General features: G+C 40.8%; 10 protein-coding genes and 1 other RNA gene. 1 reads left to right on the top strand and 10 read right to left on the bottom strand.

Annotated elements, in window-relative coordinates:
* Positions 1-216 precede the first annotated feature (216 nt).
* From ffs to H9L19_RS04275, 5 genes are all read right to left on the bottom strand, one after another.
* An RNA gene (gene ffs, locus H9L19_RS04295) (signal recognition particle sRNA small type) lies at positions 217-297 on the bottom strand.
* An 82-nt stretch (positions 298-379) separates the two neighbouring features.
* Complete coding sequence (gene truA / locus H9L19_RS04290) at positions 380-1,129, bottom strand: tRNA pseudouridine(38-40) synthase TruA (RefSeq protein ID WP_187528496.1); 750 nt, start codon at positions 1,127-1,129, stop codon at positions 380-382.
* A 42-nt stretch (positions 1,130-1,171) separates the two neighbouring features.
* A complete protein-coding gene (locus H9L19_RS04285; RefSeq protein ID WP_187528495.1) occupies positions 1,172-1,978 on the bottom strand; it encodes an energy-coupling factor transporter transmembrane component T family protein in 807 nt (268 codons plus the stop codon).
* A complete protein-coding gene (locus H9L19_RS04280) occupies positions 1,968-2,834 on the bottom strand; it encodes an energy-coupling factor transporter ATPase (protein WP_187528494.1) in 867 nt (288 codons plus the stop codon). The genes H9L19_RS04285 and H9L19_RS04280 overlap by 11 nt, the downstream gene beginning before the upstream one ends.
* Positions 2,810-3,652 (bottom strand): energy-coupling factor ABC transporter ATP-binding protein, encoded by an 843-nt coding sequence (locus H9L19_RS04275; protein WP_187528493.1) that lies wholly within the window; start codon positions 3,650-3,652, stop codon positions 2,810-2,812. Before H9L19_RS04275 ends, H9L19_RS04280 begins: the two co-directional genes overlap by 25 nt.
* Before the next feature lie 196 nt (positions 3,653-3,848).
* Between H9L19_RS04275 and H9L19_RS04270 the strand changes: the two genes are divergently transcribed.
* Positions 3,849-4,451 carry a TrmH family RNA methyltransferase gene (locus H9L19_RS04270; protein ID WP_187528492.1) on the top strand — a complete coding sequence of 201 codons (603 nt, stop codon included), beginning with the start codon at positions 3,849-3,851 and terminating at the stop codon, positions 4,449-4,451.
* 95 nt (positions 4,452-4,546) lie between these two features.
* On the opposite strand, the gene H9L19_RS04265 is transcribed toward H9L19_RS04270, so the two are convergent.
* The 5 genes from H9L19_RS04265 to H9L19_RS04245 form a co-directional block, all read right to left on the bottom strand.
* Positions 4,547-6,187 carry an NAD(P)/FAD-dependent oxidoreductase gene (locus H9L19_RS04265; protein WP_187528491.1) on the bottom strand — a complete coding sequence of 547 codons (1,641 nt, stop codon included), beginning with the start codon at positions 6,185-6,187 and terminating at the stop codon, positions 4,547-4,549.
* Positions 6,188-6,308: 121 nt separating this feature from the next.
* Positions 6,309-6,692, bottom strand: coding sequence for a DUF1801 domain-containing protein (locus H9L19_RS04260; protein WP_187528490.1), 384 nt, complete (start codon positions 6,690-6,692; stop codon positions 6,309-6,311).
* A gap of 165 nt (positions 6,693-6,857) precedes the next feature.
* On the bottom strand, positions 6,858-9,560 hold the full coding sequence (gene adhE, locus H9L19_RS04255; RefSeq protein ID WP_187528489.1) for a bifunctional acetaldehyde-CoA/alcohol dehydrogenase: 2,703 nt from the start codon (positions 9,558-9,560) through the stop codon (positions 6,858-6,860).
* Between the two features lie 390 nt (positions 9,561-9,950).
* A complete protein-coding gene (locus H9L19_RS04250; RefSeq protein WP_187528488.1) occupies positions 9,951-11,846 on the bottom strand; it encodes a M13-type metalloendopeptidase in 1,896 nt (631 codons plus the stop codon).
* Between the two features lie 77 nt (positions 11,847-11,923).
* Positions 11,924-12,805 carry a class C sortase gene (locus H9L19_RS04245; protein WP_187528487.1) on the bottom strand — a complete coding sequence of 294 codons (882 nt, stop codon included), beginning with the start codon at positions 12,803-12,805 and terminating at the stop codon, positions 11,924-11,926.
* Positions 12,806-13,095 lie beyond the last annotated feature (290 nt).

Below are 13,095 nucleotides of genomic sequence, written 5' to 3'. Positions count from 1 at the left end.
TCTCAATCTGATGTGAGATGGCGCTAATCGTTTTAAACGCTTATTTATATCTTACCAAAAAAACATTAAAAAACGCACTAATTCAATTAGGTATTTGATTTTAATCATGACAAAATTTGGACAACTGTCTCGACCATTTGATCGTTAAACCAACTTTAAATAAAAATAAAATAAACGTCAGCTACTCGATAGAATAACTGACGCTTTTTAAGTTCTATAATCAGGCACAGCATACGATCTTCTTAGTGCTGCTGCCTTCCGACCCTGACACGGTTCGAAGTGCACACTTGCCTTGTCTTTCGACAATATATAGTATAGCACGCACGACAATTCGTGGCAACAATCATTCAACCACCAATAAATTTTCTAACGTGGTTCTTTAATAATCAACCGACTTTAAATACAAACCACTTGCCGGTGCTGTTAAACGTGCTTGTTGTCGATCCTTAGCTGCAAGTAGTCGTGGAATATCGTCAACCGGCCGAGTGCCCATACCAATTTCCAATAAGACACCCACCATAATTCGAATCTGATTATACAAAAAACCGGTGCCTGTAAATTCGAATGTTATTTCTTGGGTTGCTGGTTCCTGACTGATTTTAACGTCAGTTACCGTTCGAACCGTCGTTTTCGCTTGAAAACCAGATGCAGCAAAACTAATCCAATCATGTTCACCTAAGTAATCAGGTATCGCTTGGGCCATTTTGTCATAGTCTAAGCGTCTTGGCCAATAACCAGTATAATTCCGACGAAATGGCGCTCGGAATTCACGATTTGATAATTGATAACGATATGTTTTCGTATGCGCGCTATATTGCGCATGAAAATCATCTGCCACAATATCAACCTGTTCAATACCAATATCAAAAGGTAGCATAGTTGCCAACCCTTTGCGTACACCATTAGCGGGAATCTGATAAGGTAAATCAAAATGTACGACTTGTCCAAGCGCATGCACCCCCGCATCAGTACGACCTGAGCCCTGCACACGAATCGGTATCTCAGGATTCTTAGCCATTTGATTAACTGCTTTTTCTAATTCTCCTTGAACCGTTCGCTTTCCTGGCTGAACCTGCCAGCCATAAAAGTCTGTTCCGTCATATGCAATTATTGCACGATATCTTGGCATCTCACCCACTCCTTCAACCCACTCACTTTACAAACTAAATTTTCAGCCAAAAATAAATTTCATTCCAATCAATATCACGACAAACAATAAAAAGCCAGCCATCGCGATTGTATCCTGCCGTTGCCAAGTGAGCACACGATACTTCGTACGCTCAGTATCACCACGATACCCTCGTGCTTCCATTGCATCACCTAACTCAATGGCCCGTTTTATCGCATTAATAAAAAGCGGAATCAATAGTGGCACAAAAGCTTTAATGCGATGAATTAGATGTCCTTCATTAAAAAGAACGCCACGAGCACGCTGTGCATTCATAATCGTTTCAGCCTCATCTAGTAACGTTGGCACAAACCGTAAAGCAATTGAAATCATCAAGGCTAGTTCAGCGACTGGTACGCCAATTCGTTTCAACGGCTTCATCAAAGCCTCCATGGCATCAGCGATTTCTAGCGGTTGCGTCGTCAACGTCAACACAGTAGAAAAAATAATGATTAACATAAAACGGACAAAAATTGCCGCCCCATTAATCAGGCCGTCAGTCGTTACTTTAATCCAACCAAATTGCCACAGTACAGTCCCCGTGGTCACGAAAAAAATCTGCAGAAATGTCGTTAGCAACATCAGAAATAAAAGTGGCCGAATACCGCGCAGAAATGTTTTAAATCCCAACCCTGTCATCATGATGACTACAAGAGTCAACAAGCCGGCCAATAAATAAGCGGGAACCGATGTTGCCAAAAAAATCACAAAAATAAACAAAATACTTATGATTAATTTGGTACGTGCATCTAGTCGATGAATCCAAGAATTACCGGGCATGAAACGTCCAATAATGATTTTATTGAACATGTTGTGCCTCCTTTAAACGTGGTACAAGTTGCGCTACCAACGCATCAATATTCAAAACGTTATCTAAGAGCACCCCTTTACCAGCTAATGCATCAGCAAATTTTTTTGCCATCGGTACATCTAATTGCTTATTTTGTAACCATTCAGCATCAGAAAAAATCAATTTAGCGTCACCTTCTTTAACCACAGTGCCATTTTCAAAAACAACCACGTGGTCAGCGTATTGCGCCACAAACTCCATTTGATGAGTAACTAAAATCAGCGTCATTTGTCGTTCCCTTTGCAAACGTGCAAACAAAGCCATCAATTCATTTTGCCCTTGTGGATCTAAACCAGCCGTTGGTTCATCTAGAATCAATATTTCTGGTTCGAGCGCAAGCACACCAGCAATTGCAACTCGGCGCATTTGTCCACCGGATAATTCAAATGGCGAGCGCTGATCAAATTTCTCGGCCATGCCAACCGTACGTAACGCATCTATCGCAATAGCTTTAGCCTGCACATCAGTTTTTCCAAAATTCTTTGGCCCAAACATCACATCTTGTAATACGGTCTGTTCAAATAATTGTGCTTCGGGAAATTGAAAAACTAATCCCACATGCCGTCGAATCTGATTAGTCGCTGACGCTTTAGTATTCGCATCCAAAGTCATTTCGGCAATTTTAATCTGACCTTGATTTGGTAAAACAAGACCATCCAATAGTTGTACCATTGTTGATTTTCCTGAACCAGTATGTCCAATAACAGCGGTGAATTGATTTTCTGGCATTGTGAAATTCACATCATATAACCCCGGCGTTGCAAACGGCGTATCTACTTGATATGTAAAGCCTACTTTGGTGAAATTGATTGCCATATCCAATTTACCATCCCTTCTGTCGTTTGGTAATCATCAGGTACATCAACACCCTTTGCGGCCAACTTTGCTTTTAATTGCTCAGCAAACGGCACATCTAATCCAAATGACTGCAATCGTTTGGCATCGGAAAAGACTACGGACGGTACACCGGTTTCAATCAATGACCCGTCATTAATAACAATCACCCGATTAGCACTCGCTGCTTCTTCAATATCATGCGTAATTGAAATAACCGTCAATGCCGAGCCTAATTCTTGTTTCAATTCTCGAACTAATTGCACCATTTCCCGCCGACCTTTTGGATCGAGCATCGACGTTGCTTCATCTAAAATCAAAACTTGCGGTGCCAATACCAAAGCACTCGCAATCGCAACCCGTTGTTTTTGTCCGCCTGACAGACGTGCTGGCTCACGCGCTGCAAACTTCCACATATGCACGCGTCGCAATGCCTGTTCAACTTTTTGTTGCATCACATCTCGAGCGATGCCTCGATTTTCAAGTCCAAATGCCACGTCATCGGCCACCGTAGCACCAACAAACTGATTATCGGGATTTTGAAAAACCATGCCAACTAAATCACGAATCGTCCAGACGTTTACAGGTTCCGCCAAAATACCATTGATTCTAATTTCACCAGCACTAGGCTGTAGTAAGTAATTTAATAATTTGGCTAATGTCGACTTACCCGAACCATTATGTCCAATGACAGCAACCCACTCGCCAGCATCTATTGTTAATGATAAATCCTGTAATGCTGGTGTTTCTGCTTCAGGATAGGTGTATGACACATTTTTCAATTCAATCATTGTTGCCATTTTGTCACTTCTCTCACTTGTTAATATTAATGATTCAAGTTTTCTCTTTTAAAATACTGTTTTTATTTTACCAAATATCCGTTGCTTCTTGTTACAATTAGTATACAATAGCTGGTTGCCAACCAAAGTGCAGCATAAGATACAACCGGTTGACAACCGCTCACTATTTGAAAAAATGTAAAAAAGAGGCATTCTCATGACTGAAATTGATTTATCGCATTCCAATGACTATCGCAACGTCACTGATTATTATAAAAATATGTCTGACGAGGCAATTCGTGCGGATTTAGATACCAAAAGAAGCGACGTGGTTTCAATCATGCAAAACCTCACTCATGATTTTAACAAGGCCACTGCCGTTCGCAATAGCAATGCTTTTGCGACGCGTAAATTAATCTTTTTAAATCCTGTTAATGCGTCATTCCCCGATCGCACAGAAGGTGCAAAAAAATGGGACCGACGCGGATCAGTTGGCACTTATAATTATGAACACGTTGAACATCATCGTGTGACAGACTATGCAGCCGTCTTTGATCAATTACACCAAGAAGGTTATACCATTTATGCGGTTGATAATATTGAAAGCTATCACCCAACCAACCTTTTTGAAACCCAATTCCCCGCCAAGTCAGCTTTTATTTTCGGTGAAGAAAAGATTGGGCTGGCCGATGACCTGATTCGTGCTGCTGATGCCATGATTTATATTCCACAAGCTGGCAGTGTGCGATCACTCAATGTATCCGTTGCCCACGGTATTATCATGGCTTTCTATGCGGCCCAACATCCGAACAAAAAATGACTTTTTTACTAAAAAACAGCCACTGATGGCAACCCTTTTAGACCACTTCTTGCTGTCTAAACTTGCTTACTATCAGCCCACGGCTGTTTTTTATTTTATTCATTTAAATCGTTGTAACTTGATTTACTTTCACCATTCAAGTAAGTGCCAATTGTTTTCATCACCCATGGCATAACCCAGTGGTCTAATCCAAATGAACGACCAACCCCATTCATGAGAGCAATACCAACAAAGGGCAACAAGAGGGCTGAAATTGAAAAGGACATCCCCATCATGACAAATGACAGCAGCATCGTCAAAAAGCCAGCGATACTCGTGAAAAATCCCAAGAAAAGTGCGACACCAACCCCAGCAAAAAGCATACCAAAGCCACCACCAATTGCGGCACCAGTAATCATCAGATAAATACCAGTAATCAAACGCAGCGGCACCGTCCATAACGTGTTCCCCATATTGGAAGAATTACCTTGCGTTGATGTGCGTTGATGTGGCGTTCGGAAAAACTCTCGTAGGAGATATTGAAAGACTTGGTAAAATGACCCCAAAGTTAGCAAAAAGCCAATATTACTCCAGTGTTTATACTCACTAGCTAAGAAACCTGACAAACTAATATGCCGCCGTACAAAAGCAACGCCATAATGCGCACCAACTGTCACAACAAACCCATTGTAACGCCCTTTAAAGCGCTTTTTAGTACCCTTACCCGTTAAATCAAAAACGAGATTGGCAACGGCCGTATCAGCCCCTGAAACTGCCCCGTCCACATTCTGAATGGTCCATCCAGTGGTTGGGTCATCCGGATTAGTCCGTGCTAATTCTTGATATGTTGCGACATCACCTACGGCATATATATTTTCCTGTCCTACAATTCGGGAATAGTCGTCCACAAAGAAACGGCCTTGCTCATTCGTTTCTAAACCATAATAATCTAACGTATCTTTGGCCTTAACACCAGCTGCCCACATTAACGTTTCAGTTGGCATTATCGTTCCATCTGAGAGGATAATTTCATGTGCTTTGACTTGAACAACACGTGTGTTCTTTAAAACATTAGCGCCTTGCTTAGCCAAGTACGCCTCAGCCTTATTGGCAAGATTCACCTGTCCTAATTGACGCAGAATATCTGATTCAGCTTCAATGAGAGTTACTTTAATGTCATGTTCAGATAAATTATTAGCAGCTGCTAATTCCTTGCGTTCATCAAGTAAATCACCAGCTAATTGCACCCCTGTGAAACCAGCCCCGACGATAACCATATTTAACATCGTTTTTTTGACCACTGGATCCAATTCGATCGCCGCTTGCCGAACTGTTTCTTCAATATGGCTTCGTAAACGAACGGCATCATTTAATGTCCACAAAGTATAGCCAAACTCACTTGCCCCAGGTGTATCTGCATCAGCTTGTCCGCCAGTAGCGATGACAAGTTTCTCAAAAGGCACACTACCAGTTGATGTTTCAGCAATTTTTGTTGTTTTATCAATTGCTGTGACATTGGCGGTCACAATCTTGACATTTTTTTGATGAATAAATAATTGACGCAAGTCAAATTGAACATCACTTGGTTCAATCCGTTTAGTTGCAACCTCGTGCAGACTTGTCCGATAAGTGAAAAATGGATGTTCGTCGATTAATACAATTTGATATTCTTTTTTATTTGATAGTTGACGCGCTAATTTTCGCGCGGTCATGACACCGGCAAAGCCAGCACCAACAATGACGATATTTTTTGTCATGTCATTTCTCCGATAATTTTTTACCTTTTCATATTCACGCTTAAATCCATTGTACCTTATTGAACCCCAGTTTATGTTAAAAACGCTGGTCAGTTATTAAATCCATTTAAGATTTCGGCCGTCATTCAACATTTCGCTTCAAATTCAGCTCGATAATTTGTTTCAAGAGGCTTTGCAGCTGATCAATTGGAAAATCATACGGCACTTGAATTGAGCCTTTGCCAAAGTGCAATCCTAGTTCAACTAACCGTTGTTCATAAGCTTGATTGAACTTTGGTAAAGCATAGATGCCTAGCCATTTCTTATTTGCCATGATGAGCATCAATGTCTCTGTTGCTTTTGTATGCCCAACAGGAAAAAAACCGGGCATGGCATATGCAACTCGTTCTTGCACTTCAGGATAAAGGATATGCACAGTTTGTCGAACAAATTGCATCATCTCACGTTGATTCCCAGTCAACGCCGGATCGTTAAAATACGTTTCAAAATCACGTGCTGGTGTCATGCAAAACTCTCATTTCGTTAATATTTTTATATGTTAATTATACATTCTAAGTTGTGTTTTGCATATTTGATCTCATTGTATTAAAAAAGGTGCCAATTACTCGGCACCTTAATAATTCTTCAATTCAACGACAATCGTTAGAACAATCTGCTCCCCTAATACTGTCTAGTATTGTGCTAACAACAATTCACGAATCTCTTCTAGCTTTGGTTGACGGGGATTTCCTGGTGTACATTGATCGTTGTAAACCAAGTCCATCAACTTATCAATTGAACTGTCCAAATCCTTCTTCGCAACCCCATTACCTGACAAAGTCAAATCGATTTCCAATGCAGCAGCAAGGTTTTCAATCTTCTTAATCAAAGCATCAACCAATGCTGCGTCATCTTTACCAGTCAAGCCCAAGAAACGAGCAATGTCTGCATAGTCTTTTTGAGCTGTGTAGGTCTCATAACGTGGGAATGGTGTCCGCTTAACATTTCCTGTCACAGCATTAAACCGGATGACATGTGGCATCGCAATTGAAATTGCCAAACCGTGTGGCAAACCAAATTCACCACCTGTCTTGTGGGCTAATGAGTGATTAATTCCTAAGAAGGCATTCGCAAATGATTGTCCAGCCAAAGTTGATGCATAGTGCATCTTTGTCCGTGCATCATGCCCTTCCTTAGTTGGGTGCTTAGGATCATATTTATATGAATTTTCAAGATTTTCAAAAATCAAACGGATAGCTTGCAGTGCCCATGGCCGTGTAAATTCAGATGACATGACTGAAACATATGACTCCAAGGCATGTGACAAAGCGTCCATTCCAGAGAAGGCGACTGTCCGCTTTGGCACAGTCATAACGAACTCAGGATCCACAATAGCAACTTGTGGTGTCAATTCGTAATCTGCCAATGGATATTTAACATGTGTTTCGTCATCAGTAATGACCGCAAATGGTGTCACTTCAGATCCAGTTCCTGATGTTGTTGGAATGGCAACCATTTGAGTCAAACTTTGGTGTTCAAACTTCACAATTCGCTTACGGATATCCATAAACTTCTGTTGTAACTCTTCAAATAAGCTCTTCAATGCGTCATCGTCATTTAAGATACCCTCATGTGATGCTGAATACTCGTACAAGAAACGAGCAATCTTTCCAGCATCAAGAGCTGAACCGCCACCAAGCAAAACAACTGTATCTGGCTTAAAATCAGCCATTTGGCGCGCAATTTCAACTGCTTGCCCCATTGTTGGGTCAGGTCGAACTGTACCATACAATGACGTTTTAACTGGTGTTACGCTCAAGTTAAATTGGTCAAGGACCTTATCAACAAAGCCAAATTGCACCATACCTGGGTCAGCCACGATAAATGCACGGCTCACACCTGGCAAATCTTGCAAGTAAGTAATTGAATTTGCCTCATAGTAAATGTCCTTAGGCAAGCGAACCCATTGTGGTCGATTGCGACGGCGCGCAACAGTCTTGATGTTCAATAAGTCGTAAGTTGAAAGATTGTGTGACAATGAATTCTTCCCCCATGATCCTGTTCCAAGTGTTAATGATGGACGTAATGCGTCTGTATAGATATCACCAACCCCACCGATTGAATCAGGTTGATTTACCAAAATACGTGAAGCTTCAACGGCGTCAGCATATTCTTTAACAAATGGATCATCTTGTGCACCAATTTGAATAGCAGCATTGTGTCCAGCCCCTTGATAGTTCAATAATGCGCGAACAATCTCGATTCCTTCTTCACGTGAAGCGGCCTTATAAATTGACAACAATGGGCTCAACTTTTCTGATGACAAAGCTTCACCAATGTTTTTCTTATCTAATTCGAAAAGTAAAACATCTTTATCTGCTGGCATCTTAATATCAGCCTTTGCAGCAATCCATTGCCCTGACATACCAGCCACAGGGCCTTGTACACCAAAGCCTTCAGCATTTGGTACGAAGACTGCATCAGCAACCTTCTTATAATCTTTCTTTGGCACCAAATATGCGCCTTGTTCTTGTAACTGTTTCATAAATTCATCGTAAACTTCAGCGGCAATGACAACTGAATTTTCAGTCGCACAAATCATACCATTGTCAAAACGCTTTGAAAGCAACAAATCTTCAACCGCGCGCTTTACATCAGCAGTTGCATCAACGTAAACGGCTCCGTTTCCAGCACCAACACCCATTGATGGGTTACCCGACTTCAACGCTGCATTAACCATTGATGGCCCACCAGTTGCTAAGATTGAAGCAATCCCCCGATTTTGAATCAAAGCTGTTGTGCCTTCCAATGAAGGCTTTTCAACCCATTGAATGAAATTCTTTGGTGCACCAGCAGCTACCGCAGCATCATAAACAATTTGTGCCGCATGTGCTGATGATTTTTGTGCTTGTGGATGGAAGGCGAACACAATCGCATTACGTGTTTTAGCCGTCAACATTGATTTAAAAATCGTTGTTGATGTTGGATTTGTCGTAGGTACAATTCCTGCCAAGACACCAAGCGGTGCGGCCAATTCAACTTTACCTGTGACACGATCTTCATTAATAACCCCAACTGTTTTATCATTTTTAATGGCATTATAAACTGATTCAGATGCAAAACGGTTCTTCGTGTCTTTGTCTTCAACAACACCACGACCAGTTTCTTCAACTGCCTCATGGGCTAATAACAATGAGTTTTCTGAACCTGCAAGCGCCATCGCAGCAACAATTTTATCAACTTGTTCTTGTGAATACGTAGCAAACTCAACTAGCGCTTTTTGCGCCTTTTCAACTAAATCACCAGTCATCTTCTCAGCAGCTGCAACGCGCGCTGCTTTTTCTTCAGGTGTCAAAACCTTTTTGACTTTCTTAGGTGCAATTGTATCAACCATGTTAACTTCTCCTTCAAGATGTCATTTAAGTTTGTGCATTTATTAACAAAGATAAGTATAGCACCTCACAACTAATTGTCAACAATTTATGATCATTTTTACATGCTTACTTTTTCCCTGAATGGTAACATTCTTAGCGATTATATCTCAATTCCAATTCTACATTGTGAATCGATTTTTAGTGTAAGCGGTTACATACACGGCTAAACAACTCTCGTTATTATGCCTACTTTGTGAAATATAAAACAATTACACCATTCCCACCCCAGATAACTCAAAAAATCATATAGTCACTTACAAAAAACCGTTTGCAAGTCGCAAACGGTTTTAGTTAAACTTTAAATTTTAAGGCAATCACTCCTAATCATTTAACACAACTTACTTTGTCATCTACCAAATCATCAAGCGTTGTTTGGGGTCACGCCACATTTGATCACCAGATTGAATATTAAAAGTTGTAAAGAAGTCATCAAAATTGGCAACTTGAATATTAACTCGGAGTTTGGCTGGAGCATGTACATCAACACTGGCCATCATTTGCATAAACTCAGGCCGTGCCTTTAACCGCCAGATTGTAGCCCAATTGATAAAGAATTGTTCAGCTGAAAAATCAGGCTCACGCTTTGCGGCCGTTAATGCAGCTGCAAGCCCCCCTAAATCAGCAACATTTTCTGACACTGTTAATTTTCCATTTACCTTTGCACCATACGATAATTGCCCATCAAATTGTTCAACCACCGCTTTTGTCCGTGCCTCAAAAGCTTGGTAATCAGCATCGGTCCACCAATTATTGAGGCTACCATGTTCATCAAAAGCCGCACCATTAGTATCAAATGCATGTGATATTTCATGCGCGATGACGGCACCAATGCCACCATAATTAGCCGATGACGACTGATTAAGATCATAAAAAGGCGCTTGTAAAATGGCAGCTGGGAAAACAATTTGGTTTTGTTGTGGATCATAGTACGCATTAACCATATGGGCTGGCATGTGCCATTCAGTTTTATCTACTGGTTGATGCCATTTCGACCAGGCATAAGCAATGCCCAGCTGACTAAGTTTTTGAAAATTATCAAATAAAGTCAAATCCGAATCGATAACCTTATCATAGAAACGCGCTGGCAATCGATCAGGATAACCGATATGCGGTACGATGGCATCCAGTTTCACAATTGCCTGTTGTCGCGTTTCCGGTGCTAACCAGTCTGCTGTCCCAAGACGATCCTTATAAACATCAATCATGGTTGCCACTTTTTGCTCAACGTCAGCTTTGGCTGCAGCGGAAAATTTTTCACCTGCATACCAAAGACCCAGTGCCTGATTATAGGGGCCAGCTGCAAGATAGAAGGCCGCTTTTTTGCGCGATACCGGTTCGGGTGTTCCACTAACAATACGATGATAAGCACCGCCCAAGACACGCATGTCCTCAGTTAAAAGGCCTGTGTAATCTAATGCAATTGAGACTAACAAATACGCTTTAAGCTGTGGCCATACAGTTGCTGAATAAAATTCGGTCGCATGTTGCCAAAAACGTTCCTCTGGGACAATGATTTGATCCGGTATCTTGCCAAGCATCGCCGTCATGAAATCAGTTAGTGGTAATTCTGGTGCGAATTTAACAAATTCAGCCCATTCATACGGATGATACAATTTTGCGTATTCAGATCCTTCTTCATTAGATAGCACATATTTTGCAATTTTCGCGTCATATGCAATCGTATCATCCAACAACTTTTGACTGTCTTGTTCAGAATACCCAAAACGCTTCAGAATAGGCAACGTTGTTTCACGAAAGGCTAATAACAGTTCCTGACCTTTCTCGTTATCCGCTGCATAATACGTTGTATCTGGCAAAATCGTACTTAAAGCATCTGCCCATAAGACATTCATTTGTGCATTTTTAAAATCCGGTGCCACACCAAAAGGCATTGCATTTGTTTTACCCTGACGTTCAAAGGTCACCAACTTTTTAGTAAACGCTTGAAATGAATCAAGTGCTTCATATTCAGCCAATATTGCCTTCACTGGTGTTAGGCCAACTTTTTCACGCGCAATTTGATCAGCAGCCAAGCGGTGTAATTTAACAAAATTTTGCAAAACTGAGTCGTTTGGTACATCAGTTCCCTCTAACCATTGATCTGTCGTGGCTAGCATCAATTTCTCAATCTCATCACTCAAATCTGTAAAGCCACCTGTACGTGGTTTATCATCAGGAATAACCGCCTGAGCCTCCCACTCACCATTAACCGCCTCAAAGAAATCGTCTTGTACTGTCGTTTCCATATCATACCCCGCAGTTGATTTTTCTTTACATTATACGCTTTTTCAATCAATCATTCTTTGCAACATGATGGCTACTTCTAAATGATTGTTTTCAACTTTTCAACTGCTCGCCGTTTTTGTTGCCGCTTAATTAAGAATGTGATGAGCCCACCAGCCACGATTACAAATCCAACCGCAATTACAAATTCTGATTTCACACCATTTTTCGGCACTGTTTCACCGGGTATTTCATGCCCACGGACTAATAACCGATGTGAATTAATACCCAATGGTGTACAAGTCACCAAGGTTGCATAGTTTTTTTCGGGATCAATTTTAAAATAACCTTCTAGCTTTTCAGGTTTAACCACTGTAATTCGATCCACTTGATACGTAATTATTTTACCCATAATTTCAATATAGAATTTATCACCTTTACTCAGACTACCTAAGTTTGTAAATAACCGTGACTCTGGCAAGCCCGCATGGGAAGTCAAAACAGCATGTAAGCCTTTTTGATTCTTAGCTGGGATTGACGTGCCCTCTAATAGTCCCACACCATTTCGCAAAACATTCTCACTCACACCATCAAAAATTGGGAGTCGTAAGCCGCCAATCTCAGGTATCGACAATACACCAATTCCCTTACCCTTTTGCCCTTCAAGATTAGTAATCGTTTTACCACTTTCAAAAGCCTTTTTGCTACCCAGTGCCTGCATCGCCTGGGTAACTTTTTCATCTTCCTTCTTTTCGGCACGGGCCTTAATCTCATCATTGCGCTTAGTTACTTTTTCTTGCATCGCATCCAATGTTGCTTGACGATTTTGTGTATAATCATAATTAATATTTTCAACCACGCCAGTTTGATGCATCGCTTGGTAAGCCTGAGCAAAAATCGGATAACTAAAAATGAGCAATCCAATTCCGAAAATAATCCAAGTCGATACATTTGACTTTTTCTGATTCTTTTTATTTGCCATAATTCCCCCATTAGTCGTTTTAGTATTCATTTTTACTTACTTAAAGTATCCTATGTATTTTTGAAGAAATAATGCCCAAATCTCGATAAACTCAAGCCATTGACCTTTCTCACCCTTTTTAATCGATATTAGCCTGCGTAAGCTACAATTTAAACTCACTTAACCGTTAATTACCAAAACGACGCAATCAACCGCCAAAAAACCACTACAAAAAAACGTAAGCATCGTGAACGACGTGTCTACCACGTTCTCGATACTTACGTTATTCATTTAATTGCATCATTTTGTTA

Origin of the sequence: Weissella diestrammenae, assembly GCF_014397255.1 — a bacterium.
Lineage (GTDB): Bacteria > Bacillota > Bacilli > Lactobacillales > Lactobacillaceae > Weissella > Weissella diestrammenae.
Note: the sequence above shows the minus strand (reverse complement) of the source record. Positions and strands in the feature narration are given on the sequence as shown.

Excerpts from the sequence above, each read along its gene's own strand:
- truA (WP_187528496.1), bottom strand. The coding sequence starts at position 1,129 with ATGCCAAGATATCGTGCAATAATTGCATATGACGGAACAGACTTTTAT.
- H9L19_RS04285 (WP_187528495.1), bottom strand. The coding sequence starts at position 1,978 with ATGTTCAATAAAATCATTATTGGACGTTTCATGCCCGGTAATTCTTGG.
- H9L19_RS04280 (WP_187528494.1), bottom strand. The coding sequence starts at position 2,834 with ATGGCAATCAATTTCACCAAAGTAGGCTTTACATATCAAGTAGATACG.
- H9L19_RS04275 (WP_187528493.1), bottom strand. The coding sequence starts at position 3,652 with ATGGCAACAATGATTGAATTGAAAAATGTGTCATACACCTATCCTGAA.
- H9L19_RS04270 (WP_187528492.1), top strand. The coding sequence starts at position 3,849 with ATGACTGAAATTGATTTATCGCATTCCAATGACTATCGCAACGTCACT.
- H9L19_RS04265 (WP_187528491.1), bottom strand. The coding sequence starts at position 6,187 with ATGACAAAAAATATCGTCATTGTTGGTGCTGGCTTTGCCGGTGTCATG.
- H9L19_RS04260 (WP_187528490.1), bottom strand. The coding sequence starts at position 6,692 with ATGACACCAGCACGTGATTTTGAAACGTATTTTAACGATCCGGCGTTG.
- adhE (WP_187528489.1), bottom strand. The coding sequence starts at position 9,560 with ATGGTTGATACAATTGCACCTAAGAAAGTCAAAAAGGTTTTGACACCT.
- H9L19_RS04250 (WP_187528488.1), bottom strand. The coding sequence starts at position 11,846 with ATGGAAACGACAGTACAAGACGATTTCTTTGAGGCGGTTAATGGTGAG.
- H9L19_RS04245 (WP_187528487.1), bottom strand. The coding sequence starts at position 12,805 with ATGGCAAATAAAAAGAATCAGAAAAAGTCAAATGTATCGACTTGGATT.